Origin of the sequence: Photorhabdus laumondii subsp. laumondii, assembly GCF_003343245.1 — a bacterium.
GTDB lineage: Bacteria > Pseudomonadota > Gammaproteobacteria > Enterobacterales > Enterobacteriaceae > Photorhabdus > Photorhabdus laumondii.
Window position 1 is genome coordinate 4191089 of sequence record NZ_CP024901.1, and the last position, 19623, is coordinate 4210711.

The 19623-nt window shown below is 41.4% G+C and carries 11 protein-coding genes; 1 reads left to right on the forward strand and 10 read right to left on the reverse strand.

Annotated elements, in window-relative coordinates; translation table 11 throughout:
- Positions 1-601 precede the first annotated feature (601 nt).
- The 9 genes from PluTT01m_RS18315 to PluTT01m_RS18355 all read right to left on the reverse strand — a co-directional run bounded on the left by PluTT01m_RS18315 (position 602) and on the right by PluTT01m_RS18355 (position 12950).
- On the reverse strand, positions 602-1906 hold the full coding sequence (locus PluTT01m_RS18315) for a hypothetical protein (protein WP_011147738.1): 1305 nt from the start codon (positions 1904-1906) through the stop codon (positions 602-604).
- Positions 1907-2585: 679 nt separating this feature from the next.
- On the reverse strand, positions 2586-3881 hold the full coding sequence (locus PluTT01m_RS18320) for a hypothetical protein (protein ID WP_011147739.1): 1296 nt from the start codon (positions 3879-3881) through the stop codon (positions 2586-2588).
- A 595-nt stretch (positions 3882-4476) separates the two neighbouring features.
- A complete protein-coding gene (locus PluTT01m_RS18325) occupies positions 4477-6009 on the reverse strand; it encodes an MFS transporter (RefSeq protein WP_011147740.1) in 1533 nt (510 codons plus the stop codon).
- Positions 6010-6030: 21 nt separating this feature from the next.
- On the reverse strand, positions 6031-6918 hold the full coding sequence (locus PluTT01m_RS18330) for a prephenate dehydrogenase dimerization domain-containing protein (RefSeq protein WP_011147741.1): 888 nt from the start codon (positions 6916-6918) through the stop codon (positions 6031-6033).
- On the reverse strand, positions 6911-8986 hold the full coding sequence (pabB, locus tag PluTT01m_RS18335) for an aminodeoxychorismate synthase component I (RefSeq protein ID WP_011147742.1): 2076 nt from the start codon (positions 8984-8986) through the stop codon (positions 6911-6913). Before pabB ends, PluTT01m_RS18330 begins: the two co-directional genes overlap by 8 nt.
- Complete coding sequence (locus PluTT01m_RS18340; protein ID WP_011147743.1) at positions 8967-9326, reverse strand: chorismate mutase; 360 nt, start codon at positions 9324-9326, stop codon at positions 8967-8969. Before PluTT01m_RS18340 ends, pabB begins: the two co-directional genes overlap by 20 nt.
- Positions 9327-9369: 43 nt before the next feature.
- The gene (locus PluTT01m_RS18345) at positions 9370-10644 is read right to left on the reverse strand and encodes an 8-amino-7-oxononanoate synthase family protein (protein WP_011147744.1); all 1275 of its coding nucleotides are present in this window, start codon (positions 10642-10644) and stop codon (positions 9370-9372) included.
- Positions 10645-10668: 24 nt separating this feature from the next.
- On the reverse strand, positions 10669-11520 hold the full coding sequence (locus tag PluTT01m_RS18350) for a HemK/PrmC family methyltransferase (protein ID WP_011147745.1): 852 nt from the start codon (positions 11518-11520) through the stop codon (positions 10669-10671).
- Entirely contained in the window at positions 11517-12950 is a 1434-nt protein-coding gene (locus PluTT01m_RS18355) for an NAD(P)/FAD-dependent oxidoreductase (RefSeq protein ID WP_011147746.1), read from the reverse strand. The genes PluTT01m_RS18350 and PluTT01m_RS18355 overlap by 4 nt, the downstream gene beginning before the upstream one ends.
- Positions 12951-14816: 1866 nt before the next feature.
- Here PluTT01m_RS18355 and PluTT01m_RS18360 point away from each other — a divergent pair.
- Complete coding sequence (locus PluTT01m_RS18360) at positions 14817-15842, forward strand: IS630-like element ISPlu19 family transposase (protein ID WP_011144720.1); 1026 nt, start codon at positions 14817-14819, stop codon at positions 15840-15842.
- Between the two features lie 1504 nt (positions 15843-17346).
- Here PluTT01m_RS18360 and PluTT01m_RS18370 read toward each other — a convergent pair.
- Positions 17347-19026 carry a ShlB/FhaC/HecB family hemolysin secretion/activation protein gene (locus PluTT01m_RS18370; protein WP_011147747.1) on the reverse strand — a complete coding sequence of 560 codons (1680 nt, stop codon included), beginning with the start codon at positions 19024-19026 and terminating at the stop codon, positions 17347-17349.
- Between the last annotated feature and the right edge of the window lie 597 nt (positions 19027-19623).

Sequence of the window (19623 nt, forward strand, 5' to 3'; positions counted from 1 at the left end):
TTTAATAGATACTAATTAAATTTCAATTTTATACTTATCTCATGAAGTATTATTATAAAATACAAATAAAAACAACAAGTATAATTGTATTTTCAAAAATAACCATAAGATATAAACCCATAGATATTATTGAATAATGAAATTATGAATATAATTTAAATTAAAAGTAGAAAATAACTCTCTTTACCAGAAGAGGATTTTTCCACGAATAAACTCAACCTTTAAATACGCTACATTCTTGACCATCACGAGTTATGTCGTGAAGACGTTCAAATTTGATTTTTTGTTCTGATATAATAAATATTTTCATGGCGAGAATAATGATCTCCATTTCGGGTAAAATCAAGCATCTTCAATGAGTACGGGTATATACCCTATGGATTTCAAGATGCATCGCGACGGCAAGGGAGTGAATCCCCGGGAGCATAGATAACGATGTGACCGGGGTGAGCGAGCGCAGCCAACAAAGAGGCAACTTGAAGGATAACGGGTATACAATTAAATATTGCTGGCACAGAAAAATAAGACCACCAATTATGCAAGCTGGATTCAACTAATAAGTGAATTTTTCAGGAGAGGCGGTCAGTTGCTATACTTCAGCTTATTTATAGTCTTCAAGCCAGTCTAAAGTCTGATTATCACTATGCTGCCGTGCATTACCGTTAACATATATCTTGCCAGAAGTCCCTGCATTGCCGGATTCTCCATCATTACCCGCTTCACCAGACACTCCAAGATAACTATTAGCATTTAATCCTCTACTACCAACACCACCTACTCCGCCTATTCCTCCCTTACCACCGCCCCCTCCATTACCGCCATCTCCTCTATATGACAGAGCATTAATTACTGGCTGACCCTGAGTGAAATTAATATATATGTTACCACTGTCCCCACCGTTACCCCCATTACCGCCATCTCCTCCATTACCGCCATCCCCTCCCCTTCCTCCATATCCAGCACTACATTTGTTTGTTGCAGCTCCTCCATTTCCACCATTCCCTCCATTCCCGCCATTACCGCCATATCCACCCTTTCCACCCTTACCACCTATCGATGCCGCATTGACTACTCCAGTAAAAATGTCAACATTAATAATTACGTCATTTGCACTGCCACCTCTTTTGCCATCCATCCCTGGTGCTCCCGAAGAACCGCCAGTTGCATCAGTACCTGGTGTGGATTTAACAGAGCAACCATGTTTATTCTCTGAACCAATATTACCATTGCTGCCATTAACCCCATTACTTCCCTGTTCACCCTCAAAACCATCGCCTCCATCAGAGCCTTTACTGATAATGCTCTGCTTTTTATCATTATTGCTGTTCCCTACAATAGTATTAGCTTCGATCTTACCATTAGTGCGGTAAATAATTTGACCTCCCGGTTCAATGATTATCTGGTCATATACCAAGACAACGGGTTCGCCATAATCATCTTTATCTTCAACAAGCAATGGTGCATCTGCGGTAACAGTGATTCTTTCGCCAATGTATAACGCAATCTTTATTGGGAAACGCTTAGCATTAAGCATTTCCTCATAATCTTTGACTAAAGCAGAATTACTATACATATAGGCCCTAAAAGCTTTACACAAATCAATATGATAACCCGTGACATTTGCCAGTCGTTCAGCAGAAAATGGTTCAGGTAACGGATGATGAGGTTCCATTTTGCCAGGGCCATACTCACTGTCAGGTATACCGCCGAGTGCCTTCAACTCTTGTATGGTTTGTACCGTAAAAAATGCAGGTGGCACAGTCGCTGTCTTCGGATCGTTAGAGAATATTACCTTACCGTCAAAATCCGAGGTCTTAAGTTGCTTTGGCTGCCGTTCTACACCAATCAGATGATGATTCTGATGTAATATTGCCAAAGTTTCAGCAACCGTTCTTATTTTATCCATAGATATTCTCCAGAATTTAAATTTATACCCGTCATCTTTCAGTTGGCTGCACTCTCTCACCCCGGTCACATCGTTATCTATGCTCCCGGGGATTCACTCCTTTGCCGTCGCGATGCATTTTGAAATCCATAGGGTATATACGCATTTCAACAACGGGTATGCCAGAAAAATAATTTCTATAAGAATCAATTAGGCAAGTATTTATCCACGTTACAGAAAGCGATTGAATGCGATATTTAAATGACACAATTTAAAATATTAATGTAATTTCCCACTTTTTTCATTAATTAAGGAGAATATTTCCGTGATACATCACAACCTTTTAATAAGTACTGACTAAATGCTTCAATTTTATATTTGTCTCATTAGGTATTATTAGAAAATACAAATAAAAGAATATAATCATGATTATATTCTTCAAAAATCACATTGAGCAACAGGCACTATTGCCATGCCGATAACAATCGCCATTAATTTACCCAGGAACCAATGCAAAATCGGATTCATACTCAGCACACTTGTAAAACCTGAGTGGCAAAAAACGAAGCCAACCAGCAAGGCCAGCCCCAATAAGTATTCAGTAATTCATAATGTAAACCACTTGAACATAAGCAAAACCAAGATCTGCCCCCATTTCCCCTTATTTATCGTCGTTCAGACCCGTCTGATTGCGGCACCACTAGCGATTAAGTTTCCGATCAGATTCCCGTTCATGACCGTTGACATATATCTTGCCGGTGTTACCGTCATCTCCAAATTCTCCTTTAAGACCATCTTTACCATAGTCCCCCTGCAAACCATGTACACCGAGTACTCTGGTACTATTTCCAGGTTCACCCCCTATTCCTCCCCAACCGGCCTTCCCACCTTCCCCACCAAGACCATTAATTGACACAACCTGAAGTACTGGACTACCGTCAGAGTAATTAATATATATGTTACCACTGTCCCCACCTTTACCCCCCCTGCCTCCATTGCCTCCATTTCCTCCAGTGCCCCCATTCCCTGCCGCCCCAGCAGGACACCACTTGATTGTTCCATTGCCCCAATTACCCCCATTCCCCCCATTACCCCCACGCCCCCCAAGACCGCCTCTTCCACCGTTACCACCGTTACCACCTATCGTTGCCGCATTTACTGTTCCAGTAAAAGATTGACTAGTAGTAACAGTCAGGTCATTCGCATTTCCAGCTGCTGCACCATCCCCCCCTAATCCTCCGACAGAACCGCTGGCTCCATCAGTACCTGATGTGGCGCTAATTAAGCAGCCATTTTTACTATCTTTACCATCTTTACCATCACTGCCATTAGCCCCTTGATTTCCTGGCGCACCATCAAGACCATCGACGCCATTACTGCCTCTATTGACAACATTCTCCTTTCCAGTATTTTCATTCCCTACAATAGTGTTAGCTTCGATTCGACCATTAGTGCGGTAAATAATTTGACCTCCCGGTTCAATGATTATCTGCTCATACACCAAGACAACCGGTTCACCATAATCATCTTTATCTTCAACAACCAATGGATTATCGGAGGAGATAGTCATTTTCTCGCCACTGTATAACGCAACCTTCATCGGGAAGCGCTTAGCATTAAGTATTTCTTCATAATCTTTGACTAAAGCAGAATCACTATAGATATAGGCCCTAAAAGCTTTGCACAGATCAATATGATTACCAGTGACATTTGCCAGTCGTTCAGCAGAAAACGGCTCCGGTAACGGATGATGGGGTTCCATTTTTCCAGGGCCATACTCACTGTCAGGTACACCGCCAAGCGCTTTCAACTCTTGTATGGTTTGTACCGTAAAAAATGCCGGTGGCACAGTCGCTGTTTCTGGATCGTTGGAGAATATTACCTTACCGTCAAAATCCGAGGTCTTTAGTTGCTTCGGCTGTCGTTCCAGACCAAACGGATAATGATACTGATATAATATTGCCAAAGTCTCAGCAACCGTTCTTATTTTATCCATGTGAATTCTCCTGAGTTTAAATTTATACATTTAGAATAACTTCATATATTAATTATCTATCTAACCAAGTTCCAAAGTTTCTACTATTATCACTACCGGTTATGTCACTAACTTGCTGATAGTCAAAGTTTTGCCTCTGGCTAATCACCAAATTAGCCATAACGAAAGCACCGATTTTTCTAGCAAAATATACAGCCACTTCAACAACAGGTAGGCCAGAAAAATAATTACGATGAGAGTTAATTAGGTAAGTATTTATTCACTTTACAGAGAGCAATTAGACGCAATATTGAAATTACACAATTTAAAATATTAATATAAATTCCCATTTTTTCCATTAATTATGGGGAATATTTCTGTGATACATCACTATCTTTCAATAGTAGCCAATTAAAAATTTCAATTCTATACCCGTCATCTTTCAAGTTGCCTCTTTGTTGGCTGCACTCACTCACCCCGGTCACATAGTTCTCTATGCTCCCGGGGATTCGCTCCCTTGCCGTCGCGATCCATCTTGAAATCCATAAGGTATAGAACAAAATCAATAATTATCATAATGCAGTGCAGCCATTTACAATGGCTGCACGTCAAACTATCAATACTCAAGCACTTGTTCTTTCTGCGGAGCTTTCAGCAAACGCCAAGCGAGCAATACCACTCCTGCGGTCAATACCACTGTCATCCAGCTCATCATATGAATAGCGCTGGTGAATGATTCCGCCGCTGCTGTCATCAGCTTCTGCCCCTCTGATTCAGCTAATGAATTCGCGACAACGTAAGCCCCCGCTAAAGTCTCTAAAGCTAATCCCGTCTGTTCCTGAGAGATCTCATTTGGTAATTGCAATGTCATACGATAGAAAGCAGTAACCAATCCCCCCAGAATAGTCGTACCAAGTACAACACCCACTTCATAAGCAGTTTCGCTTATTGATGATGCCGCCCCTGCTTTAGAGGAGGGTACTGACGAAAGCACCAAATCGTTAGACACCGAAGCAATTGCCCCCACACTAATATCTAATAATGCGAAAGCAACAATCAGAGTGACTAAATCACTGCCGATACTCGCGACCAGAAGAAATGCAATACCTGCAATACTCAGCAAAATTGGCACCAGATAATGAGCCGGAACCCGTTGAGCAATAGGCACTATCGCCATACCCATAACAATTGCCATTATTTGTCCAGGAACCAATGCCAGGCTAGCCAAAATCGGCTTCATACCGAGCACAATTTGCAAGACCTGTGTGGCAAAAAAGACAAAACCAACCAGCAATGCCAAACTCAGTAAGTTAACAATAATCGAACCCGTGAACATACCATTGCGGAACAGAGAAAGATCCATCAACGGCACAGGCAGACGCTGTTGTCGGCGAACAAATAGCACACCAGCAATAAGACCAACCGACAGTTCGAGTATTACACTTATTTCAAACCCATCACTAGCAAGGTGTTTAATCGCGTAAACAATACCAACCATAGCAACGATCGATAACAGAACACTATACACATCGATAATGCCCGTCTGTTTTTTATCGGACTCTGGCAATAACATCGGTCCGAAGATCAACAATGGCACTAATACCGGTACTGCCAATAGAAAAATTGAACTCCAATCGAAGAATTGTAATAGAACACCACCCACTACAGGACCTACGGCCGAACCGATAGTTAATGTTGTCGCCCAGATAGCAACAGCCAATCGACGCTGTTCACGATCCTCAAAAAGAACGCTGATCAAAGCCAAAGTTGAAGGCATCAGCATCGCACCAAAAAATCCAAGTACGGCTCGCCCTAAAATCAATTGTTCAGGTGAAGTTGACAGTGCTGTGAACACCGAAATAACCGTGAACCCCAAAGATCCAAATAACAGTAATGAACGATGACCCACACGATCGCCAATACTTCCCATTGATACCAGCAAACCAGCCAATGCCAATGAATAAGCATCAATTATCCATAATTGCTGGCTTGCACTGGGTCCCAGAGCTTCAGCTATTTTTGGTAAAGCAAAACTTAAGATCGTATTGTCCACAGTCACTAGCAATACTGGTAACATCAATATCAGTAATCCTAGCCAATTTCTGAGTCCTGCCCGCCCGTTAGCCTCAGCAACTCTATTTAACGACATCCCCTCAACTCCTATCCTATCTCATTCAAGCGTTGAAAAAATATGCTGGCAATCAGCAGCACTGATATCAAGCTGTTCCCCCAGTTGTTGCGCAATATCTCTGAGGTTATTGCCAAATTCAGTTTGATCGCCAGCCTGTACTATCGAATCTAACTGTTGTATGGCATGCAGCAACTCCTGACGCGGTTCGGCAGCCATCGGATTTTCATATTGAACGTCCCAGTACACTTCTATTGGATTGCGTAAGATCCTTGATAATAACGCCAGCATGGTACGCATGGGCGGTGGCGCAATAGCTGCCAAGGTACGAATATCTAACGGACTTTTCGCCAACACCAAGCCAAAAATCAGTATCGCGGCATGGGGCAAAGCCTGACAAAGCGCCATAACCTGATCGTGTTCCTCCGGCGTCATCCTACTGATACGCATATCAGCCTGCATCAATACCCGCTCAATCCAATGTTCACTAACATGACAGTTATCGAGAATGACTGCAACTGGCCTTTTTTGCTCCGGCAAAGATGGCGAGAACATCGGGTTAACACCAATGAAAGGCTGCCCGGGGGCGGCAGCTCTTAATGCAGAATAAAAAGGGGCCTGAACTGAACAGGTTGACACGATCTGTACATCATCACCAATAGCAGATAACACCCAAGGCAACGCTTGTATGGCGACGGCTTCCGGTAAGGCAAAGACGACCGCCTTTGCCCCACTCAAAACCGCTCCAACATCAGCAGCCGGGTTTAAGATATCAATCTGACAGTAATGAGAATGATAGTAATGAGAACGCACTCCCTGCGTTCGTTTGTCAACACTGTATACAATATGACCATATTGAGTAAAAAGGCGCTCTAATAAAGAACCAATAGCGCCTTGCCCACCAAGGATGACCACTTTATGGTTACTCACACACTTCCTCCGCCATATGACTAAAACTGAAATATGGCACACTCGCTTTGACCAATGTCTCTTCAAATTCGCCATAAGGATCAGAATGAGCAACAATTGCCCCCCCAATGCCGAATTCAGCACACTCTTGATGTAATACCGCGGTGCGTATCACAATGCTCAATTCCACTTCACCACTGAAAGATAACCATCCAAGCGCACCGGAGTAAACACCACGAGCCGATGACTCTAAAGCATCAATAATCTCCATCGTGCGCTTCTTCGGTGCGCCGGTCATTGATCCTCCTGGAAAACATGCCCGGATAGCCTCTATGGATGACGTTTCTTCACATAATTGACCGCGTATGGTCGAAACCAATTGATGTACAGAAGAGAAGCTCTCAACTTTAAATAATTCAGGTACATGCACACTACCTGGACGACATACCTGATTAAGATCATGGCGCACTAAGTCCACTATCATCAGATTTTCTGCCCTATCCTTAGTAGACTGACTCAATTCCATCTGCAAATGCTGATCATCGGCTGCCGTTTTTCCGCGTGGCCGGGTCCCCTTAATCGGTCTGGACTCAATATTTCTGGCGTCATCAATACGTAAAAACGTTTCTGGTGATGCACTGAGTACAGAAAAATCCCCACAGGCCAGATAAGCGCCATAAGGTACAGGACTGGCATGACGCATACGCCGATAAGCGTCCAATGGATGTCCTGAATAAGTCATCTTGGCCCTATTCGTCAGACAGATTTCATAGGACTCACCATCTGTGATGTATTGGAGTGATTTATGGATTCCATCCATATATTTCTCAGCGCCATATTCCAGACAAATCTTATTTTGATCAACAGCGCCAGGAATAAAGTCAGGTATCACTTCACCGGTATTTTTTGTATTGGTAACGAAAAGTTCCGGTGACCAATGATGTGGCTGCCCTATTGGTGTGATAAAACATTCATAAAGTTTACTCTGCTGATGATCGAAGACAAAAAAATGCGGAGTAAATATTAAGCTGGCATCAGGATGTTCTGAACGATATTTGTTGCTGCCAATTGTCAGCGCCTTTAATTCATATCCTAAATAACCAACAAACCCGCCTTTAAATACCAATGGCATCGATTTTGGTGTCGAAATTGCCACCACATCAAGCAACTGAGACATCAGCGAGAAAAAATCTCCCTGAACAATCCTCTCGCCATCAGGACCGATCAAACGCAAATTCTCAGTCTGTACACTGTATTCAAGTCTGACAGCACCTTGTTCATTACCGCTGCCCATCATTGAGAAGCGGGCATTGGGTCTATCAGAATTTTCACTATCAAGCCAGAAAGCATGCGTATCATTGCCATAACGTTGAATAAACAAGGATTCAGGATCGACTATCTCCTTACATTCACGATAATTCAGGTTGAGATCTTGTCTTCCACCTACTGCAAGATAAGCCTCATTGATATCAGTACATATATTCTGAGCGGTAACTTCCTGTTCATTATTCTCTTTATACGTCTCCGCTATCCGCACGAAATTACTGAGTAGCTCACGCCCATATTCAGAATCAATCGATTCAGGATGAAATTGAACCCCCCAGATCGGCCTTTCGGTGTGCTCAATTGCCATGATTAAGCCATCATCAGTCCAGGCAGTACATTTCAGATTGTCGGGCAACCGGGTACATACCAACGAGTGATATCTGACCACTTCAAACTGTTCAGGCAAACCGAGGAACAATCCTTCTCCAGTGTTCCTGATGCGACTGCGATAGCCATGTACCGGATTGGGGGCATGTTCTACAACGCCGCCAAATGCCAGGTTAATCCCCTGATGACCGAGACAAATACCCAACAGTGGCACTTTGGCATGTGCAATAACTTCAGCACAGACCCCAAAATCACTGCTTTCAGCCGGATGTCCTGGCCCCGGAGAAAGGACTACCGCATCATATTCGTCTATCGTTAACTCTTCATAAGTCAAAGAATTGGTGACTACGGACGGCACACTGCCCGTCACTTCATACAGATATTGAGCAATGTTTTGCGTAAAGGAATCATAATTATCAATGAGCAGTATTTTCATTATTCTTTACTTTCTCGTGTAACAACTGGTCAATCAGCTCTTCTTCTCGACGGCAAGTCTCTTCAATAACCAGTTGAAATATTGATTCAGTATATTCAGGCCGTAACCCAAAATCGGTTGATTTATCCCGCAACATATTCAATAACGAGGTAATACGTTGTGGCTGCATCATCGGAATATCCTGCCCCGCTTTTACCTCAGCGATTTTCATACAAACTTTCATACGTTCAGAAAGCAGTGCCAAAATCTGCATATTAATAACATCCAAAGATTCCCTGTAAGGTTGTAATATTTCCTGTTTATTTATTATTGCTTGAGTCATATGTTTGATCTTCGTCACTGATTCATTTCAATTATCTTCTTTATTGGTAAGCGGGTGTCATTTACACCTGTGGAACCACAGCCTGTGGCTCAACCCAATTCAGCCCTTTTTCCCTTATTTCAAATAAGGTATTTGCTAGCTGCTTGATTTCACCTGCCTGATGCTCACTAGAGAAAGCAAAGCGTAACATTGCATTGCCATCCGGGACCAGTGGATAAAATACCGGGAATAATAAGATGCCGTTATCACGCAGCAAACGAGCAGCTTCAAGCCCTTCCGCTTCATTTTCGAATAAAGCGCCGCGAACGGGAGATTGCACACCCGCATTCATCAAACTGTTCTCCATCAGAGAATCAAACAGATTGATGTTGTTCCATAACTGCTCTTGCCGGATGTCTATCTCAAGGCTGAGATGAAGTCTTGCTGAGGCAACGTTAGCGGCCAACATCGGCACCATGATCGAATGACCAAAAACCAGAGGATTCGCTAAGGTACTGATCACTTCGACATCATCGGCACCTGCAACCACCACAAAACCCCCGGCACCACCAAATGCTTTGGATAATGAACCTGCAAGTATGAGGTTGGATGGCAAAATATGGTCAAGTGCAGCAAAAGCATAACCCGCACCATGACGCCCCATAATGGAAATACCATGAGCATCATCTACATAGACATAGCCTCCAGCAGCAGCCAACTGTCGCGTTAATTCTGCAACCGGAATTAAACCATTCATTGAACCAATACCATCAATCAGCAGGATAGGTGTCCGCTGATTCTCCTTACAGTTCTGCAAAGCTTGCTGTACTGACTGCGCATCAGCACTATCAACCCGTGATACCGGTCCGAACTGCTCCAGAATACCGCGTAAAACCTGCATAGAGGCATGAGCAGTTTTATCCATCAACCAATGTACAGGCCGAGAAAGAGGATAGTTAGGTAGAGAGCCACTCCCCAATAACGGCAATACACCAAGATGAACATTACTGGTGGAAGTAAACACCGCAACGGCACCACCTTGATAAATCTCTTCCAGCAGTTTCTCCAATTGCCCCAAATATTGCGGGCGCATCGCTCCACGGGATGATGACAAATGTATCCCTGTTTTAGCCATTGCCTGATTTGCCGCTTCAATTAACGCAGGATGATGTTCTAATCCCAAATAAGAGCAGGAAACAAATTCAGTAAAGACTTTGCCTTCCTCCGTAGTAATTTGCTTACCTTGACGTTCAACCACAGTGAAACTGGTCAAACCTTCGTCGATAGCTTGCGCTAAGGCACCGGTTGTCCGTGACCGACGAATTGTCATCCAGTCCTGCTTATGTTTTACATCCATTATCTAGACTCCAACTGTCTAAGTTCAAATGCGCTTACAACCAACAGTGATTACCGAACTGCCCGTTGTGTCAGAAATATCTTCATCGATAATAGTTCGTACCGAGGAGAAGCCAACATCTGAAAATAATGCTCTGACACTCTCTCCCTGACTTTCACCATGTTCAATAACTAACCAACCTTCTGATTGCAGTAGCTGTTTAGCTTGTTTGATAATCAACCGTGCTAAGTCAAGCCCATCATCCCCCGAATACACCGATGCATAAGGATGATGTTCCTCCCATTCCGGTAATATTTCCTGCTGTTCTGGCACATAAGGTGGATTAGCTACAATCAACGCTACCGATCCGTTAAATTGAGAAAATGCTTGCCAATCCCGTAAATCTGCTTTTAATGCATCGGCTTTAATCGCCCAATTCGCCAACCGATAGATATTGCGCGTCAGGTATTGAAAAGCCACATCATCATATTCGACACAAGTGACCTTTAAATCTGGGCGACGTTTAGCAATAGCTAAACCGATGGCACCACTACCGGAGCATAAGTCCAGCACCACAGCCCCATGAGGCGCTTGATATTCATTCTCCAGCCATTTATGAATAACTTGACTATGAGGGCGCGGAATAAATACCCCGGTCCCCACCGTCAGAGGCAATCCATCAAAATCCACAGTACCGACAATATGCCCAAGTGGTATTCGGTTACAGCGTTCATGAACCGCAAGCATAAATTCATCACGGGCGCGGTCCTTACAACGTCTTTCCAGATAACGGTCAATCAGGCACGTGAGATCAGTTTCCACATCCCAAACGTCGGCCTCTGACAGTAATTTCCTGGCGTTATCAATGACAACTTGATCTTTCAGCGAAAAACTCATGACCAAGCCTCATAATAACTGCGTAACCGTTCACGCATGGATTGATAAATATGGGAGAAGGCAACCAACTCTGGCGGTGGCGTGAATTGAGGGTGAAGAGACTCAATTAAATTCTGATAATTGCGCATCATCCCTTCATTCAGCAGTGGCAGCCAGTAAGGTTTAATATCCCAACGATATTCGTAACCGGTAGCAAACATTTGTTGAGCAGTCTCTTTCGCCATCACGTCACGGGAGAAGCCGACCAACGGAGGACGAACTGGATTGAAATCATCAAGATTAATCAGTGTATTTTCTACTCCCGTCAAAGCATTAGCCACATAATCCGCTAATAACGGTGATTGATGTAAGCCATCACGGTAAGTCCCGGTCGCCAACCAAAGACCATTCACGCCGCATTCGCCGATCAACGGGAACCCATCAGCCGGGATTGGCCGGTTACCAACCTGAATTGAGAGGATCTCAGCATCATGTAAGTTAATATCTAACTGATCTAACGCACAATCCAACAAGAACTGCACATCAGAAATCAGTGCCTGACTGCGTGGTTTTTCAGACAGAATATTGGTCGCGCCAAGATACAGCACACCATCACCACGTGGCACACAATGCAGCCCACAGGCAAATGCCCGGTTAGGGGTACGGATGACCGAAGTCGGTAATTCTCTGCCTTTCGGCATCTTGACCAGAATGGATACCCCATAGCCGGCAAAGATTGGCGGAATTTGGCGAACAATAGAAGGTATATTTGATAACAGATCCAACGAGTGCGCACCGGCAGCCACGACGACCTTATCTGCCATTAAACGTTCGCCACTCAGCAATTCGACACCGGTAGCTAAACCCTCTTCAATCAACACACACTTAACATTCTCTTCTTTAAGACTTCCACCTTCAGCCACCAATGCCGCATCCAGCTTTTCCAGCAATAAATGCGAGTTCAGCGCATGCTCATCAGGGATGTACAAAGCACGCAGCGGGCGCACTAAATCGTTGGGCTTTAACCACTCAATTTCACGCGGATCAATGGTTTCATAAGGTGCCGCATAATCGTTTAGGGTTTGTTCGATAGCGTCATAATTGATACTGTCAATCTCTTCCATCCCGGCAGTGTTGAGTATCACGTGAGTGCCTTTAGCCGTGAACAGTGATCGGGTATCACCGGAAGAGTCAGCTAACCGTTGCGCCCAAGCCGGCCAAAGCTCTTTGGAAATACAATCCATATTCAATTTCAACTTACCGTGTTCACTCGCTAATAAACCACTGGTAATTTCGCCAAAACACCCATTCATTGCACCCGCCGCTTTCGAAGCAGCATTAGTTCGATCAGTCTCTCCAACCCTACAAACCGAAAGATTTCTGCTTGCCAGCTCATAGGCGATTGAACCTGCAATTGCCCCGGAACCAACGACAATAAAGTCGTATTTCACTTATTTACTCCTATATGGCCTGTGGCCAATTTATTTTAAATATGTTGTCAATAACGACGGACAAATAATTACCGCCCTCTTATAGTGAGGATATTTTTACTGCTTTACATCAATTGTAAAAAATAACCCTGTATTCATCAGTAATTAAAATGACGAATCACACTCAGATTTACACTAAATTTAAAAACAAATATGCAATGACAAATTATCACATTGGAAATAGTTTCAAGTTATCATCAATTAAATATAATAACCCATGTAAATTAATTTATGAAAATTAAAATTCACAATAAAAACAACAAATTGAACAATGTCATAAAATATCATTTATATTAAATGCATATAATAACCAAAGATATTATTATGTTTGAAATAACATTTGCGAATCAGGGAAGAACAATAATCATCAAATACAAAACTGTCAAATAAATTTAGTCTTATATTATAAATAAAAAAATCATATAAATATTTTCAGTATAAAATAAAAACAATTTATATTTAAATTGTTACGGGGAACAATATTCTAAATACCTTTTATTTTTCAATAAAAAAACAAAAATTCTCAAGAAAGGTGTTTTTTTAAATTTATATTTGCCATCAACTTTCACCAATATAGATAAATGTGAAACATAAGTTATTGTATTGTAATTTATTATTACATTGGTGATTATTTACAACCAACGTGCACATGGTGAACATTCATCTTTCAGATTATTGACTTTTAACGTCTCGACTATCACTGCTGAGTTTTCCTCAGTAATAAAACGAGAAAATTTGTACTGACGGTTTACATGGGAATGGCATTTTGCTACCACCAGAGGGATTTAACCCTGTTTTTAATGTCTTTAATCTTTCGGTGTCGCGTTTTCTATTGACTCCAACGATCCAATTTGTTCAGGTTAAGTTATATGGATTGCCATTTTTCATTCCATTTGAAAGCAAATAGTTATGCAGTTTTCACTCATTAAAATAATGATTAACCACATCTTTATCCCAAGGTGATAAAACAGGTATTAAGAAAATCCGTTTTTAGCTGTCAGTGTGGTTTTAAAATCAGGAAAAAAGAGCAAGCACATCATGTTTTTAACATTATTCACTTTCTCTTTTTACTTTCATTTGCCCTTTTTAGCGATCGTAAACACCTTTTTATCGGTAATGATTCAACTAAGGGTTAAAAAAATCAACATATTATTAATGCCCATTTTTAAAAGGTACAGCGTGATTTTAAAAAGCTTATTTATTGTCATATTTAATATATCTATCGGTGATATTATTCTTCGCTTGCTTCACATTTAATTAATCTACCATGATTATTTAAAAGTGATAATAAAGAGAAACTAAATTTTTTATATAAAAGGTAGATTTAATTAAATAAGTAAAATTTTTTAATAGAACAGTTAATTACATTTAATCGAAACCCTTCAATCATTAACAGAAAGTTAAAAAGAAATAAGCAAGTAAAAGAATATTACTCATACAGTTTAATATTCAAAATCTTTATTTCCATCATTTTACGCAGCAGACCATTAAAATAATGTCATAAAAAAATGGGTTAAACCGGTTAACTTGGCAGAATTTAAACCCTGAAAAAAGCGTGATTATTCGAAAGAGTCTCTTTACATCATCATGCTATTTACCGGCTGATTTATAAAGATAAAAAGCGAGTGTGATTAATGTTTTTTATACCTTATAGATTTCAAGATGCATCGCGACGGCAAAGGAGCGAATCCCCGGGAGCATAGAAAACTATGTGACCGGGGTGAGTGAGTGCAGCCAACAAAGAGGCAACTTGAAAGATGACGGGTATATACCCGTAATCATTGAAGATGCTTGATTTTATCCGAAATGGAGATCATTATCCTCGCTATGAAAATATTCATTACCGATGAACAAAAAGCCGAACTTGAACATCTCCATCACACCTGCCGTGATAAGAGGGAGTGTGATCGCATCAAAGCGGTCCTGCTGGCCTCTGAAGGCTGGAGTTCAGTGATGATCGCTCAGGCCCTGCGTCTTCATGAAATGACCGTTAACCGTCATATCAGCGATTACCTTAATCAAGGTAAACTTAAATCTGATAATGGGGGGTCTGATAGTTTGCTTTCTCAAGAACAAACTGATTTTTTAATCAATCACTTATCTCAACATCTTTTCCATCACACCCATGAAATCGTGGCCTATGTTGCTCAGCTCTGGAATATTACCTTTAGCATTCCCGGCATGAATAAATGGCTACACCGTCAGGGTTTTTCTTATAAAAAACCTTGTGGCGTCCCTCATAAATTCGACGCAGAAAAACAGCGACAATTTATTGAATATTATGAGAATCTTAAAGTCACAGCGAAAGACGAACCCATCCTTTTTCTTGATGCTGTTCACCCGACTCAAGGCACCAAACTCGGTTATGGCTGGATGCGAAAAGGCGAGAAAAAAACAGTCAAAACAACAGGAAGCCGGACTCGCCTGAATATATTGGGCGCGCTCAACCTGAATGCCATTGGTCGTACGGTGTTCCAGGAATATCAAACCATCAATGACTACAATATTTGCTGTTTTTTCAATGAAATAAGAAAGTCTTATCCTGACTATCATCAAAAAATTCATCTTATTGTGGATGGGGCGGGTTACAACAAAGCTCATCTTGTTAAGGAGTGGGCTTATGTTAGCAATATTGAGTTACATTACCTTCCTCCCTATAGCCCAAATTTAAACCCAATAGAGCGATTATGGAAGGTCATGAATGAACAGGTTCGAAATAACCGTTATTTTGCGGATAAACATGAATTTCGAGACAACGTCTTCAAATTTTTCACCACAACGCTACCGGATATAGCGGACTCGCTGATGTCTAGAATTAACGACCATTTTCAGGTGCTAAAAACTGCATCTTGAAGTTTCTTGGGTATAAACATAAAACACAATATGCCATGATGATTAAACTTAATAAAAAACAGGCGAAAAAAGGGTTTTACAGGTTTTACAGGTTTTACAGGTTTTACAGGTTTTACAGGTTTTACAGGTTTTACAGGTTTTACAGGTTTTACAGGTTTTACAGGTTTTACAGGTTTTACAGGTTTTACAGGTTTTACAGGTTTTACAGGTTTTACAGGTTTTACAGGTTTTACAGGTTTTACAGGTTTTACAGGTTTTACAGGTTTTACAGGTTTTACAGGTTTTACAGGTTTTACAGGTTTTACAGGTTTTACAGGTTTTACAGGTTTTACAGGTTTTACAGGTTTTACAGGTTTTACAGGTTTTACAGGTTTTACAGGTTTTACAGGTTTTACAGGTTTTACAGGTTTTACAGGTTTTACAGGTTTTACAGGTTTTACAGGTTTTACAGGTTTTACAGGTTTTACAGGTTTTACAGGTTTTACAGGTTAAAACTATCGTTAAAACTATCGTTAAAACTATCGTTAAAACTATCGTTAAAACTATCGTTAAAACTATCGTTAAAACTATCGTTAAAACTATCGTTAAAACTATCGTTAAAACTATCGTTAAAACTATCGTTAAAACTTTATACCGATTAACCCAAGAGTTAAGAAAATGATTTTTAATAACAGCCTAAAGCCTGCCTATTATAATGCCATCAGTGAAAAATTGAAAACAAAAATTGATTTTATTGATGCTTATATCTCCCAGGGAAAACGGATAAATAAAAACATGAATAAGTTAATCAGATAATTTTTTTCAAAAGGAATCGCCTTTAATAACACCTTAAACCAAAGAATAAACTTTTTCATAAACCAATTAAATCATCAATCATGAAAAATATGAATAACACCCCCATAAAATAAATGATTTAACGGCATATGGATTAAATTACTTTCAGCGTTATTATTTTACATTTATTATATAAAACCATGATAGCTTAAACCAGCTTTACACTGTTTTAGCCCATCTAATAACATCTCTCTTTTACTGTTTAATTTAAACCATTCTGCTTTTTATACCGTCAGTATGATTTAACGCTAAAATCAATTTAATATCATTATTTTTACGAGTTGTTTTCACTCGCCGTTAACGGTTAAACACCTGTTTAACCGTTATCACATTTCTGACTTATTAATCCTAAAAACTTTTAACCTTTGTTGATAGAATAAAGCGTTATTAAGCATTAAAGAAAAGCTAATTAACCAACAACACGTTATTAAAAATTTTCGATGACTTAAGAATATCCCTTATTTTAAAAATGGATTAACATAGGTATCAGGTTTAGCATTTTTTAACAGCGGTTTTGAGGTATGACTCAACCCTTCCGCCCTCCTTCTTTGGTGTTACCTAATACTTTTACCGTTCACCTGCCGCCACTGCGGTGACGGCAATCGCAGCATTCCGCTGCGCAATGACACACTCTTCGGCGACCTTAATAATCAACGCTGCCGATTGACCGTTAAAAAATCAGTGATGCAGACCAGTAAACCACCCAGTGAGCCGGTTTCAGGTGGTCAGGGTAAGTGAGTGGTTTGCCAACAGTTATCGCCTGATTGAATCGGCGGTTCGTTAGTGAGAAGCCAAGTGCGGTGCCAGTGACATTACCGCCATCAATTTGTCCTGCTTTTCCTCGTAACCATCCCGTATCCAACGCCCCGGTTAAGGTGAGTTCACCCAGTACAGGAAGCTCTGCCATTCGCCAGTTCAGCTCATTGCGCCAATATCCACCGCGGTTGCCGGTGAGAGATTGCTCTTTAAATCCCCTGACGGAATATTGTCCTCCCAGCGAGAGGCGTTCGCTGGCGTAAAGGTTGTCGGGTGTGGTCTGGCCGTAAAGGGATGAGAGGTAATAAATGGAATCCGTGACTGGCATAAAATAGCTGGCACTCAGGCTAAATTTACGGAATTGACTCCGTGGAGCATCCGGGAAATGGGGATCCTCTTTTGTCGCACTGAACACCGGTAAACCGTGGCTGATTGCCGGGTTAAACGTGATATAGCCACCTGCCAGTACTGAACTGTAGTTAATGCCAAGGTTGATAGAGCTTAACGTCGGGCTGCTGATGGATAATTTCTCTCCTGCCAGCAAATTGGTCGTTTGGCGGCGCGTCAATCCCAGATCCAGCGCCAGCTTCTGTTCGCCATCACGGTATAACGCCCGGTTTATTGCCAGCCGGTGCGTCTGGCTGTCGCCTTCGTAGCGATAGGCTTGCGAGTCAGCCGGAATATTCTGAAAAGAGTCATTCCACGCATACTGATAACTGAACAACCAGTAGCCATAAGGGATCGTTACATTAGAAGTGAGGCTTCGGTTTTGGTGGCTATGGCGAAAATCACTGTTATGGCTGGCAGACAATGACCACTGATCAGCGAGATGTAATGGATTATCCAGGTTCACACTGGCATTGATTTGCCCGGTGCCGGTACTTTTCTGGCCACTGTTATCCCCACCCAAGCTGGCACTGATCGGTAAACGTGTCGAGGTTCGTTTTAAGATAACCGCAGAATAACCGGGTTGTTTTCCTGGCTGAATATCAATGGCGACCTGTTGGGAGGGCAGGCGGTTCAGGCGCTCCATGCCTTGTTCAATATCTCGCAGATTGAGTGTTTTGCCAATCATGCCCGGAAAGGCCATTTTGAGTGAGTATGGTGTTTCATCATCAAGGCTGATTGACTCAATTTTGCCTTCATTCACGGTAATCATGAGGGTACCGGAGGATAAATCCTGCGCTTTGAGGTCGGCACGGGAAGTGACATAACCCCGTTTGATATAGGCATTCGATACTTTACGCACCAGCTCATTAATCTCTTGCAAAGTTAAACAATGAGATAAGTAAGGGTGAATCACGTTCTGTTTGACTGACTTTGACAAGCTTTCTGCACCCACAAATTCAATCTGTTGAATGGTGTGGCAAACAAATTCAGCTGCATCCGACGTTAAAACGGGGGATGGGGATACGGTGATATTGTTACGCAGCGCTTCCCGCTGTTGTTGGGCTTGCTGCAACAAGGCTTTTTGTTGTTGCGTGATAGTTTCTTGATCCGCCGAGCTGACAGGAATTGCCGCCTGTGCCAGTGCGGAGATTGTCAGCAGAATAAGCCCAGTCAGGCTGCGGTGATAAAACGGTAATTTTCCCATAGATGATAATTAAAAATTTGATAATGATATTATTAAACTATTCTAATGTGGTATTAATTTCCCGTCTGAGTGGGCAGTGTGAAATGTGATCAATGTCTGGATCTTTAATCCTGACAATGGGAAATCGGATATATTAAATGCTGTAAAGTGGTGATAAGAATGAAGGTAATTTTTTATACATCAATACCAATTCTTCAAGTTGCTTAATGGTATTGCGTCCCAAATCCAGCAGGCGTGCGATATCCTGCTGACTATTCTCCAGCGCATTTGTTGACCGGTAAGCGAGTAACGGTGTCAGTTTTCAAGCGTGATTTGATTGTTTAGCGGTGTTTTTAAATAGACTGGTTGACTAAAAGTTTGAAAAATTTTACGCGCTTTTAATGATTCAAGGCACAGATTTAAATAAAAAGTGTTTAAATTTTAAAAAAGAGATTTATTTTATATTTAGGATATCTTTTTTTACGCTTTTTATCCTGGTTTCATTAAAATAGGTTCGTCATGTGATTTTATATTTTCATTTAACTCCATTCACTCATATTTATTTAAATGATGTTTAGATAAATCGGTAAATTAATTTAATAACGTCTTATTATATTA